General features: G+C 73.9%; 15 protein-coding genes. 5 read left to right on the plus strand and 10 right to left on the minus strand.

Annotated elements, in window-relative coordinates:
* Nucleotides 1-128: 128 nt before the first annotated feature.
* Entirely contained in the window at nt 129-674 is a 546-nt protein-coding gene (locus Q3W68_RS10650; protein WP_302905284.1) for a TIGR00730 family Rossman fold protein, read from the minus strand.
* A 3-nt stretch (nt 675-677) separates the two neighbouring features.
* Complete coding sequence (locus Q3W68_RS10655; protein ID WP_302905684.1) at nt 678-1,541, minus strand: TIGR00730 family Rossman fold protein; 864 nt, start codon at nt 1,539-1,541, stop codon at nt 678-680.
* 173 nt (nt 1,542-1,714) lie between these two features.
* Between Q3W68_RS10655 and Q3W68_RS10660 the strand changes: the two genes are divergently transcribed.
* A complete protein-coding gene (locus Q3W68_RS10660; protein ID WP_162959305.1) occupies nt 1,715-1,876 on the plus strand; it encodes a hypothetical protein in 162 nt (53 codons plus the stop codon).
* A 48-nt stretch (nt 1,877-1,924) separates the two neighbouring features.
* On the opposite strand, the gene dapE is transcribed toward Q3W68_RS10660, so the two are convergent.
* Nucleotides 1,925-2,998, minus strand: a complete 1,074-nt coding sequence (gene dapE / locus Q3W68_RS10665; protein ID WP_302905285.1) for a succinyl-diaminopimelate desuccinylase — start codon at nt 2,996-2,998, stop codon at nt 1,925-1,927.
* Nucleotides 2,999-3,101: 103 nt separating this feature from the next.
* Here dapE and dapD point away from each other — a divergent pair, with 103 nt between their 5' ends.
* Nucleotides 3,102-4,097: a 2,3,4,5-tetrahydropyridine-2,6-dicarboxylate N-succinyltransferase gene (gene dapD, locus Q3W68_RS10670; RefSeq protein WP_302905286.1), complete on the plus strand. Its 996-nt coding sequence runs from the start codon at nt 3,102-3,104 to the stop codon at nt 4,095-4,097.
* Here dapD and Q3W68_RS10675 read toward each other — a convergent pair.
* Nucleotides 4,033-7,431 (minus strand): S8 family serine peptidase, encoded by a 3,399-nt coding sequence (locus tag Q3W68_RS10675; RefSeq protein ID WP_302905287.1) that lies wholly within the window; start codon nt 7,429-7,431, stop codon nt 4,033-4,035. The two genes, dapD and Q3W68_RS10675, sit on opposite strands and share 65 nt — an antisense overlap.
* Nucleotides 7,432-7,571: 140 nt before the next feature.
* Between Q3W68_RS10675 and Q3W68_RS10680 the strand changes: the two genes are divergently transcribed.
* Together Q3W68_RS10680 and Q3W68_RS10685 are read left to right on the plus strand one after the other, a co-directional pair.
* Nucleotides 7,572-8,138, plus strand: a complete 567-nt coding sequence (locus Q3W68_RS10680; RefSeq protein ID WP_302905288.1) for a sugar O-acetyltransferase — start codon at nt 7,572-7,574, stop codon at nt 8,136-8,138.
* Between the two features lie 83 nt (nt 8,139-8,221).
* Entirely contained in the window at nt 8,222-10,807 is a 2,586-nt protein-coding gene (locus Q3W68_RS10685; RefSeq protein WP_302905289.1) for a hypothetical protein, read from the plus strand.
* A gap of 43 nt (nt 10,808-10,850) precedes the next feature.
* On the opposite strand, the gene Q3W68_RS10690 is transcribed toward Q3W68_RS10685, so the two are convergent.
* The 5 genes from Q3W68_RS10690 to fdxA are packed head-to-tail and all read right to left on the minus strand — an operon-like array spanning nt 10,851 to nt 14,592.
* Entirely contained in the window at nt 10,851-11,498 is a 648-nt protein-coding gene (locus tag Q3W68_RS10690; protein ID WP_302905290.1) for a nucleoside/nucleotide kinase family protein, read from the minus strand.
* Nucleotides 11,498-12,136: an SIMPL domain-containing protein gene (locus Q3W68_RS10695; RefSeq protein ID WP_302905291.1), complete on the minus strand. Its 639-nt coding sequence runs from the start codon at nt 12,134-12,136 to the stop codon at nt 11,498-11,500. Before Q3W68_RS10695 ends, Q3W68_RS10690 begins: the two co-directional genes overlap by 1 nt.
* Nucleotides 12,137-12,141: 5 nt before the next feature.
* Complete coding sequence (locus tag Q3W68_RS10700; RefSeq protein WP_302905292.1) at nt 12,142-13,158, minus strand: prephenate dehydrogenase/arogenate dehydrogenase family protein; 1,017 nt, start codon at nt 13,156-13,158, stop codon at nt 12,142-12,144.
* A 1-nt stretch (nt 13,159) separates the two neighbouring features.
* Nucleotides 13,160-14,269, minus strand: coding sequence for a succinyldiaminopimelate transaminase (dapC, locus tag Q3W68_RS10705; RefSeq protein ID WP_302905685.1), 1,110 nt, complete (start codon nt 14,267-14,269; stop codon nt 13,160-13,162).
* On the minus strand, nt 14,266-14,592 hold the full coding sequence (gene fdxA / locus Q3W68_RS10710; protein WP_007464872.1) for a ferredoxin: 327 nt from the start codon (nt 14,590-14,592) through the stop codon (nt 14,266-14,268). The genes dapC and fdxA overlap by 4 nt, the downstream gene beginning before the upstream one ends.
* A gap of 79 nt (nt 14,593-14,671) precedes the next feature.
* Between fdxA and Q3W68_RS10715 the strand changes: the two genes are divergently transcribed.
* Nucleotides 14,672-15,643, plus strand: a complete 972-nt coding sequence (locus Q3W68_RS10715; protein ID WP_302905293.1) for a GNAT family N-acetyltransferase — start codon at nt 14,672-14,674, stop codon at nt 15,641-15,643.
* Between the two features lie 12 nt (nt 15,644-15,655).
* Here the strand turns inward: Q3W68_RS10715 and Q3W68_RS10720 are convergent, their stop codons facing one another.
* Nucleotides 15,656-16,120 carry a hypothetical protein gene (locus Q3W68_RS10720; protein WP_128137773.1) on the minus strand — a complete coding sequence of 155 codons (465 nt, stop codon included), beginning with the start codon at nt 16,118-16,120 and terminating at the stop codon, nt 15,656-15,658.
* Nucleotides 16,121-16,133: the final 13 nt, after the last annotated feature.

The raw sequence follows: 16,133 nt of genomic DNA on the forward strand, positions 1-16,133 counted from the left end.
TCCGGGAAGTGGCGTGGCATCCCACCCCTGGATCAACACCATGCGGGGAGATGGCCACATCACACATACCCGGAGACCACCACCTCCCCGAGGTGGTGGTGATCAAGCGCGGGCCGACCGGGCGCGCGTCAGGTCAGGCGGGTGTCGATCAGGTCGAGGGCGGCGGGGACGCTGTCGGCGACCATCAGCAGGTCCAGCGCGGCCGGCTTGAGGAACTGCTGCTCGCCGAGCCCGCGGATCCAGTCGAGCAGCGGCCGGTAGAAGCCGTCCACGTCGACGATCACCATCGGCTTGGCGTGCAGGGCCAGGGTGGCGGTGGTCCAGACCTCGAACAACTCGTCGAGCGTGCCGAGGCCGCCGGGCAGCGCGACGAACGCGTCGGACTTCTCGTCCATCAGCGTCTTGCGGCTGGCCAGGCTGTCGGTGACCAGCAGCTCGTCGGAGTCCAGGTCGGCGACCTCCAGGTCGACCAGGGACTGCGGGATGACGCCGACGGTGCGACCGCCGGCCGCCCGCGCGCCCTGCACCACGGCGCCCATCATGCCGACGCAGCCGCCGCCGCTGACCAGCGTGTGGCCGCGCCGGGCCAGCTCCGCACCGGTCTCGGTGGCGAGCGCCAGCCAGCGGGCGTCGAGGGTACGGGAGGACGCGCAGAAGACACAGACGTTGGCCACGGGTCAGCTCCGTCCCGCCGGGCCCTCGGGGGCGGCCTCGGCGGCGGCGCGCTGGTCGGCGGCCACCCGGGCGACCGCCTCCTCGCGGACCGCCTCCTGCTCGGCGGAGAGCACGGCCTCGGCCTCCACGATGTGCCGTACCGCCTCGTTGACGTCGTCGGTGAGGCGGATCAGGTCGAGGTCGGCGGGGCCGATCTTGCCCTCGGCGGCCATGGTGCCGCGCAGCCAGTCGAGCAGTCCGCGCCAGTAGTCGGTGCCCATCAGCACGACCGGGAAGCGGGTCACCTTGCCGGTCTGCACCAGGGTGAGCGCCTCGAACAGCTCGTCCAGGGTGCCGAAGCCGCCGGGAAGCACCACGAACGCCTGGGCGTACTTGACGAACATGGTCTTGCGGGCGAAGAAGTAGCGGAAGTCGATGGCCAGGTCGACCCAGTCGTTGAGGCCCTGCTCGAACGGCAGCTCGATGCCGAGCCCGACGGAGAGGCCGCCGGCCTCACCGGCGCCCCGGTTGGCAGCCTCCATCACGCCGGGGCCGCCGCCGGTGATCACCGCGTACCCGGCCCGGGCGAGGGCTCCGCCCAGCTCTTCGGCCATCCGGCACTCCGGGCTGTCCGGCTTGCTGCGGGCGGAGCCGAAGACGCTCACCGCCGGGGGCAGGTCGGCGAGGGTGTCGAAGCCCTCGACGAACTCGGAGAGGATCCGCAGCGCGCGCCAGGCGTCCTTGGTCTTCCAGTCGCTGCGGCCCCGGGAGTCGAGCAGCCGCTGATCAGCCGTACTCGCCGGAATCGCCCGGTTGCGCAGCGTCACCGCGCCGCGGTGCCGTTCTCCCCGGTTCCGCTCCTCCCGCCGGCCGTCCCCGGCCGGCATTCCCCTGCTCTCGCCCATGGGGCCACCGTAGTGGAGCGGCCCCGGCCCGGCGCGCAGGCCCGGGAGCCGGAGAAATCTTTGGGATCCGGGCAACTAATTCGGTCGCACGTACGTCTTACTATTCACATACCCGGTATACCCCGGGCGACGCGCCTTCGGGGGAGGAGCCAGCGTTGATCAGTAACAGCGAGATGATCCGGATCCGCCGTCAGATGCAGCGGCGGATCCGTGACGTGGTGGCCGAGCGCCGCCGCGCCCGGATGATGGAGAGCCACCGGTCCGACCTGACCGGCGAGACCGGCGAGGCGGAAGCACCCCTGACGACGACCGTCTGACGATCACGGGGCCCGCGAGGCGGGCGCGGGCCCCGTGATCGCAGCGCGTCAGGCCGGGGCCAGCCAGCGGTGCAGCGTCGCCGCGCCGTCCCGGATCTTGGTCAGTTCGACGTGCTCGTCCTTGTGGTGCGCCAGGTTCGGGTCGCCGGGGCCGAAGTTCAGCGCCGGGATGCCCATGGCCGCGAACCGCGCCACGTCCGTCCAGCCCAGCTTGCCGATCGGCGCGGCGCCGACCGCCGCCAGGAACTCCTGCGCCGCCGGGCTCTCCAGTCCGGGCGGCGCACCGGCCGCCGCGTCGGTGACCTCCAGCTCGAAGCCGGCGAAGACCTCGCGCAGGTGCGCCTCGGCGCTCGCCGGGTCGCGGTCCGGGGCGTACCGGTAGTTGATCTCGATCGCACACCGGTCGGGGATGACGTTGCCGGCCACCCCGCCGGTGATCCGCACCGCGTTGAGACCCTCGCGGTAGTCGCAGCCCTCGATCGTCACCCGGCGGGCCTCGTACGTGGTCAGCCGCCGCAGCACCTCGCTCGCGCCGTGGATGGCGTTCACCCCGTGCCAGGAGCGCGCCGCGTGGGCCCGCTCGCCGTGCGTGGTGACCACCGCCCGCATGGTGCCCTGGCAGCCCGCCTCGACGATCCCGTACGTCGGCTCCAGCAGCACCGCGAAGTCGGCCTCCAGCCACTCGGGGTGGCTCTGCGCGACCAGGGTGAGGCCGTTGTACTTCGACTCGATCTCCTCGGCCTCGTAGAAGAAGTACGTGACGTCGTAGCGCGGGTCGGGCAGCGTCACCGCCAGGTGCAGCGCGAAGGCGACCCCGGACTTCATGTCGGAGGTGCCGCAGCCGTACATCAGGTCGCCGCGCATGGTCGACGGGAAGTTGCCGTTGAGCGGAACTGTGTCCAGGTGGCCGGCGAGCACCACGCGCTGCGCCCGGCCCAGGTCGGTACGGGCCATGACGGTGTTCGAGTGCCGGTAGGTGGTCAGGTGCGGCACACCGCGCAGCACCTCCTCGACGCAGTCGGCGATCGCCTTCTCGTTGAGGGACACCGACTCGATGTCGACCAGGGCGCGGGTGAGCGCCACCGGATCGGCCAGGACCTCGGGGGTCAACGGGTTCTGCATGTCTCGCACGGTACCGTCATCCTCGGTGGGTGCGAGGGACACGTGCCGCACCCCCGGCCGCGAGCAGCGGCGGACGCCGCCGCCGGAGCAGAGAGGTGACACAGTGACGTCCGCACCATCCGCCTGGGGCATCGGCCTGGCCACCGTCACCGCACAGGACCAGGTGCTCGACACCTGGTACCCGACCGGCAAGCTGGGTCTGGGCGAGCTGCCGCTGGTGCCCGGCGAGGACCGTGCCGACGTGCTCGACCTGCCTCCGGGCGCGATCGGCGAGCGGGCGCTGCCCGGGTTGCGCACGGTCGAGGTGACCACCGTGATCGGCTCGCTGGACGACCCGATCAAGGACGCCGCCGACGCGTACCTGCGGTTGCACCTGCTCTCCCACCGCCTGGTGCGGCCCAACGAGCTGAACCTCGACGGCATCTTCGGCAAGCTGGCGAACGTGGCCTGGACGTCGGCCGGGCCGTGCCCGCCGGAGCGGGTGGACGAGCTGCGCGTCATCGAGCGGGCCGCCGGCCGCCACCTGTCCGTGTACGGGGTGGACAAGTTCCCCCGGATGACCGACTACGTGGTGCCGTCCGGGGTGCGGATCGCCGACGCGGACCGGGTGCGGCTCGGCGCGTACCTGTCCTCCGGCACGACCGTGATGCACGAGGGCTTCTGCAACTTCAACGCGGGAACGCTGGGCACCTCGATGGTCGAGGGCCGGATCGTGCAGGGCGTGGTGGTCGGCGACGGCTCCGACGTCGGCGCGGGAGCCTCGATCATGGGCACGCTCTCCGGCGGCGGGACCGAGAAGGTGCGCATCGGTGAGCGCAGCCTGGTCGGCGCGAACGCGGGCATCGGTATCTCGCTCGGTGACGACTGCGTGGTGGAGGCGGGCTGCTACGTCACCGCCGGTTCCAAGGTCACGCTGCCGGACGGCCGGGTGGTCAAGGCCCGCGAGCTGTCCGGCGTCGACGGGCTGCTGTTCTGGCGCAACTCGGTGACCGGCGCGCTGGAGGCGAAGCCCCGCACCGGGCAGGGCATCACGCTCAACGCGGCGCTGCACGCGAACGGTAGTGCCGTCCGGGTCCGCGCTCGCGGACCGGGCAAATAAAATACCGCAGGCGGTACGCCTGGATGATCCGCTGGGTCACGGTGTTGCCGGCGTCGTCACGGGCGGTGGCCCGCAGCGACGCGTACCCCGGGCCGGCCGGGTGCCGGACGGTGGCCGTCCAGGCCCCGCCCTGCTTCTTCAGGGCCGCCTTGCGCCACGTCTTGCCGCCGTCGTAGGAGACGTCGACGGTGAGCGCCACGACCCGGCCGGACGGTGCGCCGGGCTGGCGCTGCACCGTCACCGGCACGGCGAACGTCCGGCCCGCCGGGGCGGAGCTGTCCACAGCCAGCGGCGGGGTGAACCGGACCGCCATGGCCGGCAGCCGGGCCGGCACGTCACCGGGCACCCGCTTGGAGCGGAACGTCCAGCTCGCCGAGACCTCGGTGCTCAGGTCGGTGAAGCCGCGCGTCGCACTGGTCTCCAGCCGGTAGTTCGCCGTTCCCGGGGGCAGCGTGAACTCGCCGTACCCCGAGTAGGGCGACTCGGCGAGCAGCTTGCCGTTGCGGTAGAGCCGGGTCTGCTCGGTGTCGTTCAGCGAACCGCCCGGGTGCCCGGCCGCGTCGCTGTGCACCGGCAGCGACACCACGAGCGTGTCGCCGGTACGGGTGATGCCCTGCTCCGGCCACCGCGGCTGCGGGAACGACGGGCCGAACGGGGCCTTGTTCCACTCGTCGCGGTAGGTGTGACCGGCCCGGTAACGGGTCGGCCCGGACTCCAGCACGGCCCGCGGCTGCAACCAGCCGTCCTCGTCCCGCTCTCCGAAGGCCAGTTCGGCGCTCCAGCGGGTCCGGTTGGTGCTGAGGTGGTCGATCCGCTTGCCGGGCACCTGGACGGGCAGGATGACCGCCGAGCCGCCCATGTTGTAGTCGGGCTCCGGGTACACGACCAGTTCGTTGTCCATCCCGGTGTAGCCGGCGGCGAACCGGTTGGCGACGGTGGCCAGGTCGGCGTTCCGGTAGTGCCGGACGAAGCCGGTCGGGAAGCGGCCCGGGAACAGCTCGTTCAGTCCGTAGAAGTACGGGCTGCGCTCGGGCGCTGTCGGTTCGGCCCACTGGCTGGCGAACGAGCCGACGAAGACCTTGTCGGAGACGGTACGGCCGAGCTGGGCCGAGTAAAGACCGTCGAACGTGTCGGTCCAGAGCCCGAAGCTGGCGTAGTAGTCGCCGAATCCCCAGGCCGCCGTGACGTCGATCAGCAGTGGCGCGGCGCCGCGCTGCGGCACCGTCATACGGACCGGCTTCGCCCGCCGGGCGTCCAGCGCAAGCCGCTGGTTCCCGGTCACCACCAGCTCCGGCTGGGTCAGCGTGGAGACCTCCGTCCAGCGTTCCTCGCCCACGACGAAGATCAGGCTCTGCACGCCGTAGCGGCCCTTCGGTACGCGGAGCCGGGCCTCGCCGTCGGCGTCGTACACGTCGCGGTAGCTGCCGTCGTCGAGCCCGAGCAGGCTCGTGGAGTAGTCACCGGTCAGGGCGCCGGAACGGTTGCGGTGCGTCACGGTCAGGTCGTAGCTCTCCACCTCGCGGTCGACGGCGAGCGGGGTCACCGCGACCGCGTCGCCGGCGCGGGCGAGCAGGCGGCCGGTCCAGTAGCCGTCGGTGCCGCCGAGCCGGGTGTCCACCACCACGGTCACCTGGGCGGCGCCGCCCGCGGGGACGGTGAGCCGGGAGGTGCTGAGGGTGAGCATGCCGGACGGTGCGGTCCGCCCGCCCGGTCCGGTGAACTCGGTGCTCAGGTCCAGCGTGAGGGGGGCGTTCCCGCCGTTGCGGTAGGTGACGGTCCGGCTGATCGGCTGGTCGTCGGTGTGCGGCCAGGTCGCCACGCCGAACGAGACGGACGCCGGTTCGCTCGTCACCTGCTGCGTGATCGCGCGGGCGACGTCGACCCGGCCCGCGCCCTGCTGGAACGCGGTCTGCTCGGGGTGCGGCTTCGCGGAGGCCATCAGCGTCGCCTTGTAGCGGGCCGGCGTCCAGCCGGGGTGCTGCTGGGCGAGCAGCGCGACCGCGCCGGCCACGTGCGGGGCGGACATCGACGTGCCGGACAGCGAGGCGTACCGGTCCCCCACCGGGTCGCCGATCTGGCCGTTGGCGGCCCGTGCGGCCACGATCTCCACGCCGGGCGCGGTGATGTCCGGCTTGATCGCCCCGTCGCCGACCCGCGGGCCACGGCTGGAGAAGTCGGCGAGCGCGTCGTCGCGGTCCACCGCGCCGACCGCGAGCGCGGCGTCGGCGGTGGCCGGCGAGCCGACCGAACCGTCGGCGCCGTCGTTGCCGGCGGAGATCACGAAGAGCGTCCCGTGCTGCTCGGTGAGCGTCCCGACCGCCTCCTCCAGCGGGTCCACATCCGGGGAGTCGCCGCCGCTGAGGCTCATGTTCACGACTGTGGCGTGCTGCTCGGCCGCGGCCCACTGCATGCCGGCCAGGATGGCGGACTCGGTGCAGCCGTAGACCTCGCAGACCTTGCCGGACAGCAGCGTGGCGTCCGGCGCCACGCCCCGGTACTTGCCGCCGGAGGCGGCGCCGCTGCCGGCGATGGTGGAGGCCACGTGCGTGCCGTGCCCGACGATGTCGTCCAGGTCCGCCTCCTCGGTGAAGTTGCGCGATTCGGCGACCTTGCCGGCGAGGTCCGGGTGGGTCAGGTCGACGCCGGTGTCGAGCACCGCGACCCGCACGCCCTTGCCGGTCCAGCCGGCGGCCCAGGCGGTCGGCGCGCCGATCTGCGGCACGCTGTGGTCCAGCGTCAGCCGCCGCCGGCCGTCGAGCCAGATCCGGTCGACACCCCCCGCCGCGTCGAGCCGGGCACCGGAGCGGTCCGCGCTCACCGCCTTCCAGAGCGCGCCGGTGTCGCTCTTGTCGGCGACGACAGCCGCGCCGGCGATCGCCGGCAGGTCGCGGATCACCCGGGCGCCGGCGAGCGGGTCCGCCGTCCGCCGGGCCACCCCCGGCCGGTACGTCACGAGCAGCGGTACGGTGCCGCGGCGCGCGTCGTCGTAGCCGGCCTCGATCAGCCCGGTCACGTCGAACAGCCGCCGGTCGAGCTTGCCCGCGCGGACCAGCGGGAGCGCGTCCTGCGGCAGGACGGTGAGCCGGTCGCGTTCCCGCCCGACCATGAACTGGATGCCGGCGCGGCCGGCGCCGGGGCGTACCGCGGCACGGCCGCCGGGGGCGACGCTGACCCGGTCGCCGGTGATCAGGGTGACGGTGACCGGGTGGGCGCCGGGCTGGGCGGACGGGCCGGTCGGCGCCGTGGGCGCGGCGGCCAGCGCGGGCACCGGCAGGCCGAGCGCCAGCGCCAGGCCGAGGCCGAGCGCCGTCAGCTTTCTGCGGTTCCGGAGCAACCTTCCTCCTTCGTCGGACGTTTCATCGATGAGAGACACATCGACGCGGATATCAGAATTACATACCGCGTATGCAACAGGAAGTCGCCGATCCGACGGAACCGACACCGCGTCCCCGAACCGGCCGGGACGATCGAGCGATGACCTCCATGAAGGACCGGATGCTGGCCGGCGAGCAGTACATCGCCGACGATCCCGCGATCATCGCCGACCTGGAACGCGCGGCCCGGCTCAGCGAGCGGTTCAACCGCAGTTCCGCCGACGATCCGCCCGGGCGCCTCGCCGCGCTGCGGGAACTGCTCGGCTCACTCGGCGAGGACGCCTGGGTCCGGCCACCGCTGTACTGCGACTACGGGTACCAGACGCACATCGGTCCGCGGACGTTCGTCAACTTCAACGCGGTCTTCCTCGACGTCGCCCGCATCACCATCGGCGCCGACGTCCAGATCGGACCGAACGTGCAGCTGCTCACCGCCACGCATCCGGTGGAGCCGGAGGCACGCCGGGCGAAGTGGGAGTCGGCCCTGCCCATCACCATCGGTGACAACGTCTGGCTCGGTGGGGGCGTGATCGTCCTGGCCGGTGTGACCATCGGCGAGAACACGGTGGTCGGCGCCGGCGCTGTGGTCACCCGTGATCTGCCGGCGAACGTGGTGGCGGTGGGTAACCCCGCTCGTCCGATCAGGAGCCTGACACAACCGTCCTGAGCTGCGGGAACAACCGTTCCAGCGGATGCGGAATCCCGACCTCTCGCGCACTCTGAGTAGTAGGACGTTTACCGGGAGGCACGATGGAACGGGTCCTCGAACTGCGGGTGCACGGGGTCTCCAACACCCCGCCGGATCAGCTGCTCGGCCTGACCGCCGGCGCCAACGGTGACGGTGCGCAACCAGCACTGGTCGCCGGCGGTCAGGTGACCGGCTTCTACCGGTCCAGCATTGCGGGCCGGGACGACCCGATCACTGTCGAGGCGTACAGCTGGGGGCAGTTGACCTCCGGCGCGCGGACCCGGCGGGACGTGGAACGGGCGCTGTGGACGCTGATGCTCCCTTTCGCGCTGGCGAACGTCGCGCTGCACGCCCGCGCCGGCATCCCGCCCGACCCGGACCAGGAACGCTGGGCCAGCCGGTCCGGCATCACGGCCTGGCTCATCCGCCTGTTCTGCCTGAGCCTGACCTGCACGCTCGTCCTCACCGTGACCGGCGTCGGAGTGGATCTGATCGGCTGGCAGTGCGTGGAGGCGGACTGCCTCGGCCGGCTCCCCGGCCCGTGGGAGTTCCTCGGCGACTCCTGGTGGCGCGAGGACACCCGGGCGCTCGCGCTCGGGCTGCTGCTGCCGCTGCTCGTGCTCGCCGCGATCGGACTCGTCGCCTTCCGCACCTACCAGTACGAGGCGCAGATGCCCGCCGACCCGCACCACCACGCGCCGGCCCGGGAGGGCGGGGAGCCGGTGGAACGACCGGACCCGCGTGAGCCTCCGCAGAATCCGCTCCAGGACCCGACGTTCTGGAACGGGGAGGGGCAACTGCGCCGGGCCGCCGTGCTGCACCTGTGCACAGGGGCGGTCAGCGCCGCCGCCGTACCGGTCGTCGCGGTGCTGATCATGGACCCGCCGCGCGGTGTGCGAGCCGCCGTCGCCTGGCCCACTGCGGCGCTGCTCGCCGCCGTGGTGGTGATCGCCGTGGTGGCGGTCGCCCGGCCGTGGCTGAGCCGGCGCCAGGGCGCCACCCCGCTCGGCCGGTGGAGCGCGGCGGTCGCGACGCTCACCACGCTCGGACTGATCGGGGCGTTCGTCCTGCTGCTGCTCCCCGACGGGACGGCCGGGCAGCCGCTGTCGACGTACCGGCCGCCGGACGGGTGTGCTGCGCAACCGGACACCGCCGGCTGTCACGCCGACCGGTCCCTTCCCGGGTACGACACCGCGATCGCCTGGCTCATCGCGTACCAGGTGCTGTTGCTGCTCGCCATCGCCGCGGCGAACCGCTCCGGCCGCCGGGCGCTGGCCGGGCCCGCCGCCGGGATGCTGCTGCTGCCGCTCGGTGCGGCCTGGATCGAACGCGGACTGGCCGGGCTGCCCGCCGCGCCGGACGAGCTGCGCACCTGGATGCTCGTCGGCCCGGCCGTCGCGCTGGCCACCGCCGGGCTGTTCCTGCCCCGCCTGCGGCCGGCGGTGCCGACCCAGCCGCTCGGCGCGTACACCGATCTCGCCTGGCGCGGCTGCGCCCCGGCGGTCATCGCCGGGTTCGGCTGGATGATGGCCGTGGCGTACTGCGCCGGGCTGCTCTACTGGGTCAGCGACCGGCTCGGCGCGTCAGCCGAACCGGGCGGCCCGAGCCGCGTCGTGCCGCCGCTGGCCGTCTTCTGGGCCGGGCTGGCCTGCGCCGTCGGCCTGGCCGCGTTGACTGGGCTGCTGCTCCGGGCGGTCGTCCTGCTGCACCGCCTGCGCCGGGTCGAGTACGCCCGCCTGACCGCCACCCCCGGCCTGTCCGCGCACGACCTGCGGCGCTGCCGCGACGTCAGCACCTACCGGGCACTGCACCGGCTGGTCGGCGAACACGCGGTACGGCTACTCGGCTGCTACGCGGCGTTCTGCGCGATCCTGGTCACCCTCTGCTGCGCCGCCGCGCTGTCCGGCGAACGGCCCAGCCCGCTGTCCCCGTCCGGCTGGCAGACCGCCATCCACTGGACCGCCGAGCGCGGCGACACCGTCCTCGGCTGGCTGCCGGTGGTGACGGCGGCGCTCGGGCTGCTCGTCTACCGCACCGACTCGGTGCGCCGCTCGGTCGGCGTGATCTGGGACGTGTGCACGTTCTGGCCCCGGGCCGCGCACCCGCTCGCGCCGCCCAGCTACGCCGAACGTGCCGTACCGGAACTCCAGACCCGGGTGGCGGGGCTGCTCGCTCTGCCGCCGCACCACAGCGACCGGATGGACGGCGTCATCCTCTCCGGCCACAGCCAGGGCACCGTCATCTGCGCCGCGGTGCTGCTGCAACTGCCCCGCCGGTGGCGGCTGCGGACCTGGTTCTTCTCCTACGGCTGCCAGCTCACCCGGCTCTACGGGCGGATCTTCCCGTCCTACTTCGGGCCGGAACGGCTGCGGGCGCTGGCCGGCGCACTCACCTGGCCCGGCGGGCACGTGGCCTGGACGAACTTCTGGCGGGACACCGACCCGCTGGGCTGGCAGGTCAGCGCCGGTCAGCGGGACGTGCCGGTGGCCGACCCGGAGGCGCTGCACCCGTCCGGCGGCGAGGTGGCCGACCCGCCCATCCGCAGCCACAGCGGCTACCCGGAGGCGGTGGAGTTCACCCGGGAGCGGGCGGTCGTGGCGCGGCTGCTGCGCCGCACCGTGCCGTCACCCCGGCAGCGGACCGGCTGACCGTGCGCCACCGCGGCGGCGGGTCGGTAGGCGGCGCCCGGCGTCACGCCCGCGACGGGTCGGCCAGGCGGACCACCAGGTCGGCGTGCGCGGCCGTGCCGGCGACCCGCCGGGCGTTCTCCTCGTCGCTGCCGAGCGCCCAGGCGCGGGCCTGCTCCGGCGACTTCCCGTACGCCTCGTGGCGCGCGGTGAGCCGGCGCAGCCGCAGCTCCGCGGCCAGGTCCAGGAACCAGATCTGGTGTACGAGTGTGCGCACCTCCTCCCACGGGTCGTCCCGCAGCAGCAGGTAGTTGCCCTCGGTGACGACCAGGCGCACCTCGGGCGGCACCTCGATCGCCCCGGCGACCGGCTCCTCCAGGTCACGGCGGAACTCCGGCGCCCACACCGACGTGGGCTCCAGCCGGCGCAGCCGGCGCAGCACGGAGACGAAGCCGTTGACGTCGAACGTGTCCGGCGCGCCCTTGCGGTCGGCCCGGCCGAGACGCGCCAGCGCCGACCCGGCCAGGTGGAAGCCGTCCATCGGGACCAGCCGGGCGACCGGGCCGAGCGCGGCCACGATCCGTTGCGCCAGTGTGGACTTGCCAGCCCCCGGCGCCCCGGCGATGCCGAGCAGCTGACGCGGACCGTCGTCGGCCAGCGCGCGCGCCCGGGCGACCAGCTCGTCGAGCCCGAGCACCTCCGCCTGTGGCATCAGCCCAGCACCGGCTCGCTGATGGTGAACCGCGCCTCCACCGCCGCCTGCACCGGCTGCGGCGCCGGGTCCAGTTCCAGCTCCGGTTGCTCGCCGGAGCGCCCGTACGCCGCCTTGACCATCATCGGCGGGCCGGCGCTCATCCCGGTGTCGGACAGCTCCCGCAACGCGATCACCTGGGCGCCGAGCGCCTCGGCGTACTCCCGGGCCCGGATCAGCGCGTCGGCGATCGCGGCCTGCCGCGCCTCCCGGTAGGCCGGGCTGTCCGGCCGCAGCGACCACACCGGCCCGGCCACCTCGACCTGATCCTGGTCGGCCAGGCGGAGCATCAGCTCACCGAGCGCGGTGAAGTCGGTGGTCGTCACGGTGGTGCTCACGCTGCCCTGGTAGGCCACCACCCGCTCACCGGAGCGCTTCGTCACCGGCCAGACGTGGACCTGGCCGGTCTCCCGGCGTTCCACTGCGGGCCCGGCCGCGTCGAGCAACGCCCGCACCGCGGCGGCCCGTTCGGCCAGCCGGGTCAGCGTGGTCTCCCGGTCCCGGTCCCGCGCCGTCGCCGTCACCGTGAACCGGGCCAGCTCCGGAGCCACCTCCCGGTACGCCTCACCGCGTACCGCCACGACCGGTGCGTCAGCCATGCCGCTCAGCCTAACGGCGGTGTGGCCGGCAGGTGCCCCATGTAGGTGACCCCGCCGGCGGTCTCCCGGACCTCGCTCAGGTGGCCGCCCGCCGCGCCCAGCTCCCGCAGGTACGCCAGCTCGCCCGCGTGGTCGGCGTCGGCCGGGAACTCCCGCCGGTGCGCGGTGAACGTACGAGCCCGCAACGTCGCGCGGACGTCCCGCCCCTCGGCGAACCGGTCCGCCAGCGCACCGGCGTCGCCACCGCGCAGCGCCTCGGTCAGCTCGTCCAGGAACGCGCCGAGCGCGTCCAGTTCGGCGAGCACGCGGTCGCGGTTGCCGAGCAGCATGTTCGCGGTCCGCTCGGGTGGCCCGCCGGCGACCCGGGTGCCGTCGGAGAAGCTGCCGGCGGCGAGCGTCAGCACCGCGTCCCGCAGCGCCGACCGGTGCACGGCGCCGGCCAGCGCGCCGGCCAGCACGTGCGGTACGTGCGAGGCGAGCGCGGCGGCGCCGTCGTGCTCCGGGGCGGACATGGGCACCACCCGGGCGTGGAAGACGTCCGCCAGCAGCACCGCCAGCCGCCGGAACGCGCCCAGACCGGTCGGCCCCGGGCAGAGCACCCAGGCGGCGCCGTCGAGCAGATCCGGGCTGGCCGCCCCCGCTCCGGCCCGGTCCGCGCCGGCCATCGGGTGGCCCGGCACGAAGCGGTGCCCGAGCCCCTGGACGACGGCGGCGGTGCTCACCTCGGCCTTGACGCTGCCCACGTCGGTGAGCACGCAGCCGTCGCCGGTCACGGCGGCGACCCGGGCCAGCGTGGCCGGCAGCGTGGGCAGCGGGCCGCACAGGAACACCACGTCCCGCCCGGTGACCGCGTCCTCGACCGTGTCGGGCGCGTCGACGCCCCGGTCGCGTACCTGCCGGCGGGCGGCCGGATCCGGATCCCAGCCGGCGACGTCGAGCCCGGCGTCGCGCAGCCGCAGCAGCACCGAACCGCCGATCAGCCCGGTGCCGACCACAGCCGCCCGCGCCAGCCCGCCCGTCACGTCAGGCCCCGGCGAGCCGCCCGGCCACCGCGTCCACGTGCTCGTCGGACTCGGTGAGGGCCACCCGGACGTGCCGGGCGCCGGCCGGGCCGTAGAAGACACCGGCGGCCACCAGGATGCCCCGGCGGGCCAGCCAGTCCACCGTCTCCCAGCAGTCCTCGTCCCGGGTGAGCCACAGGTAGAGCCCGGCCTCCGAGTGCTCGACGGTGAAGCCGGCGGCGGTGAACGCCGCTCGCAGCTTCTCCCGCCGGACGCGGTAGCGCTCCCGCTGGACGTCGGCGTGCTCCTGGTCGCCGAGCGCGGCCACCATGGCGGCCTGCACCGGGGCCGGCACGATCAGGCCCGCGTGCTTACGGATCTTGAGCAGCTCGGCCACCAGCGCCGGGTCACCGGCGACGAACCCGGCCCGGTACCCGGCCAGGTTGGAACGCTTGGACAGCGAGTGCACCGCCAGCACGCCGTCGTACGAGCCGCCGCACACCTGCGGGGAGAGCACCGAGACGGGCTCGGCGTCCCAGCCCAGCGGCAGGTAGCACTCGTCGCTGGCGACCACCGCACCGCGCTCGCGCGCCCACTCGACCACCTTGCGCAGATGGGCGGCGGGCAGCACCCGGCCGGTCGGGTTACCCGGCGAGTTCACCCAGACCAGGCGGACCCGGGGATCCGGGCCCAGCGCGGTCAGCGAGTCGGTGCGTACCGTCGTCGCGCCGGCGAGCCGGGCCCCGTCCTCGTAGGTCGGGTACGCGACCGACGGCACCACGACCACGTCACCGGGGCCGAGCCCGAGCAGCGTCGGCAGCCAGGCCACCAGCTCCTTCGAGCCGATCGTCGGCAGCACGCCCAGGCCGTCGACGCCCGCGCCGCAGGCCCGCGCCACCCAGGCCGCGATCGCGTCACGCAGGGCGGGCGTACCGGCGGTCAGCGGGTAGCCCGGCGCGTTCGACGCGTCGGCCAGGGCCCGGCGGATCAGCTCCGGCACCGGGTCGACCGGCGTGCCCATCGACAGGTTGATGAGACCGTCCGGGTGCGCCGCGGCAGTGGCCGCCGCGGCGTCCAGGGTGTCCCAGGTGAAGTCGGGCAGCCGTGCCGAGACCGGCGTACGCCGGTTCAGTGGCCCTCGCCGCGCGGCGGCTGCGCGGCGACGAAGGTGGCGTCCTTCTCCACCTTGCCGATCTTCGAGGCGCCACCGGGCGAGCCCAGGTCCTCGAAGAACTCGTAGTTGGCCCCGGTGTAGTCCTTCCACTGCTCCGGGACGTCGTCCTCGTAGAAGATCGCTTCCACCGGGCAGACCGGCTCACAGGCACCACAGTCGACGCACTCGTCGGGGTGGATGTAGAGCATCCGGTTGCCCTCGTAGATGCAGTCGACCGGGCACTCCTCGATGCATGCCTTGTCGAGCACATCCACGCACGGCTCGGCGATGATGTAGGTCACCGGTCTTCTCCTCCGCAAGACTCGTCGCGATCAACCGCAACGGTAAGAGCCTAGTATCTCGCCGGGGAGGGGGTCGATCGTGCTCCGACAGCAGGACGTGGGACACCGGATCGTGGTCCGCCGGATTGTGGGGATTCGCGAGGGCCGCACGCTGTTCTCCGACGCGCTCGGCGAACTCGTGGAGCTGAGCGAGACCCACATCACGCTGTCCACCGACGCCGGGCCGCTACGCGTACCGGTGGCCGAGGTGCACCGGGCCAAGCGGGTGCCGCCGGCCCGCCGGCCCACCGCCGCCGCCGTGGTCGCGCTGGAGCTGGCCGCCGACGAGGCGTGGCCCGCACCGGTACGCGGACGGCTCGGCGACTGGCGGCTGCGCTGGGCCGACGGCTGGACCGGGCGGGCGAACAGCGCGCTGCCGGTCGGTGACCCGGACCGCCCGCTGCCCGCCGCGCTGGACGCGGTGCAACGCTGGTACGCCGACCGCGGCGGGCCCGCGCTGGTGAACACCCCGCTGCCGCTTGCCGCACCCGTCGGTGCGGAGCTGGACGCACGCGGCTGGACGTCCCGCCCCCCGGTGCTGGTGCAGACCGTCCCGTTGCGCACCCTGACCGCGCCGCCGGCCGCCGCGCCCCTGTCGGCCACCGCGCCGCCGGTGACGCTCGCGGACGCGCCCGCCGACGACTGGCTGGCGATCGCCGCCGGCCGCAAGGGCGGGCTGCCGGACGCCGCCCGGCAGGTGCTCACCGGGACACCCCGGGTCCGCTTCGCCGAGCTGCGCGAAGACGGCCGGCTGCTCGCGGTCGGACGGGGCACGGTCACCGGCGGGGGCCGCTGGCTCGGTGTCAGCCTGCTGGAGACGGTGCCGCAGGCGCGCCGCCGGGGGCTCGCCGCCGCTGTCGTACGCGCGCTGGCCGGCTGGGGCGCCGCCGAGGGCACCACCCACGCGTTCCTCCAGGTGGAACAGAGCAACACCGGCGCTGTGGCGCTCTACCGGGGGCTCGGCTTCACCACCCACCACACCTACCTGACCCGGGTCGCCCCGGCGGCCTGAGCGGCACCCCGGTCAGCGCCGGACGATCTTGCGGGGCCGGGTGCGCTTCATCTCGGCGTACCGCTTGAGCTGGCGGGACCGGTAGTCCCGGCCCAGCGCGGTCAGGATCAGGTAGCCGACCAGCACGCCCGCCGCGGTGGCCGCGAGATAGAGCCAGATCTGGGCGAAGAAGAGGCCCGCGCCGCCGCCGAACGGGTTCTCCCCGACCAGCAGCGGACCGGCGAACACGGTGAGCGCCAGCGCGACCGCGACGGCGGCGGCCAAATCGCCGGCCCAGCGGCCCAGCGGCCGGTCGGCGCCCCACCGGAACGCGGTGCCGGCCAGGATCAGCCCGATGACCAGGAACATGGCGAGCGAGACGCGGCCGGAGGCGGTGTCGTCGTCCGGGAACGCGAGTTTGATGACCAGCCGGGCCACCACGTTCACCCCGAACAACGCGGCCGCCAGCACGCCTACCGCACGCCACCGCTGAGCCATCGCACGCCTCCCG

Source organism: Micromonospora sp. C28ISP2-4 (genome assembly GCF_030519385.1).
GTDB lineage: Bacteria > Actinomycetota > Actinomycetes > Mycobacteriales > Micromonosporaceae > Micromonospora > Micromonospora tulbaghiae.

Excerpts from the sequence above, each read along its gene's own strand:
- Q3W68_RS10720 (WP_128137773.1), bottom strand. The coding sequence starts at position 16,120 with ATGGCTCAGCGGTGGCGTGCGGTAGGCGTGCTGGCGGCCGCGTTGTTC.
- Q3W68_RS10680 (WP_302905288.1), top strand. The coding sequence starts at position 7,572 with ATGACCTCCATGAAGGACCGGATGCTGGCCGGCGAGCAGTACATCGCC.
- Q3W68_RS10655 (WP_302905684.1), bottom strand. The coding sequence starts at position 1,541 with ATGCCGGCCGGGGACGGCCGGCGGGAGGAGCGGAACCGGGGAGAACGG.
- Q3W68_RS10695 (WP_302905291.1), bottom strand. The coding sequence starts at position 12,136 with ATGGCTGACGCACCGGTCGTGGCGGTACGCGGTGAGGCGTACCGGGAG.
- dapE (WP_302905285.1), bottom strand. The coding sequence starts at position 2,998 with ATGCAGAACCCGTTGACCCCCGAGGTCCTGGCCGATCCGGTGGCGCTC.
- Q3W68_RS10685 (WP_302905289.1), top strand. The coding sequence starts at position 8,222 with ATGGAACGGGTCCTCGAACTGCGGGTGCACGGGGTCTCCAACACCCCG.
- Q3W68_RS10690 (WP_302905290.1), bottom strand. The coding sequence starts at position 11,498 with ATGCCACAGGCGGAGGTGCTCGGGCTCGACGAGCTGGTCGCCCGGGCG.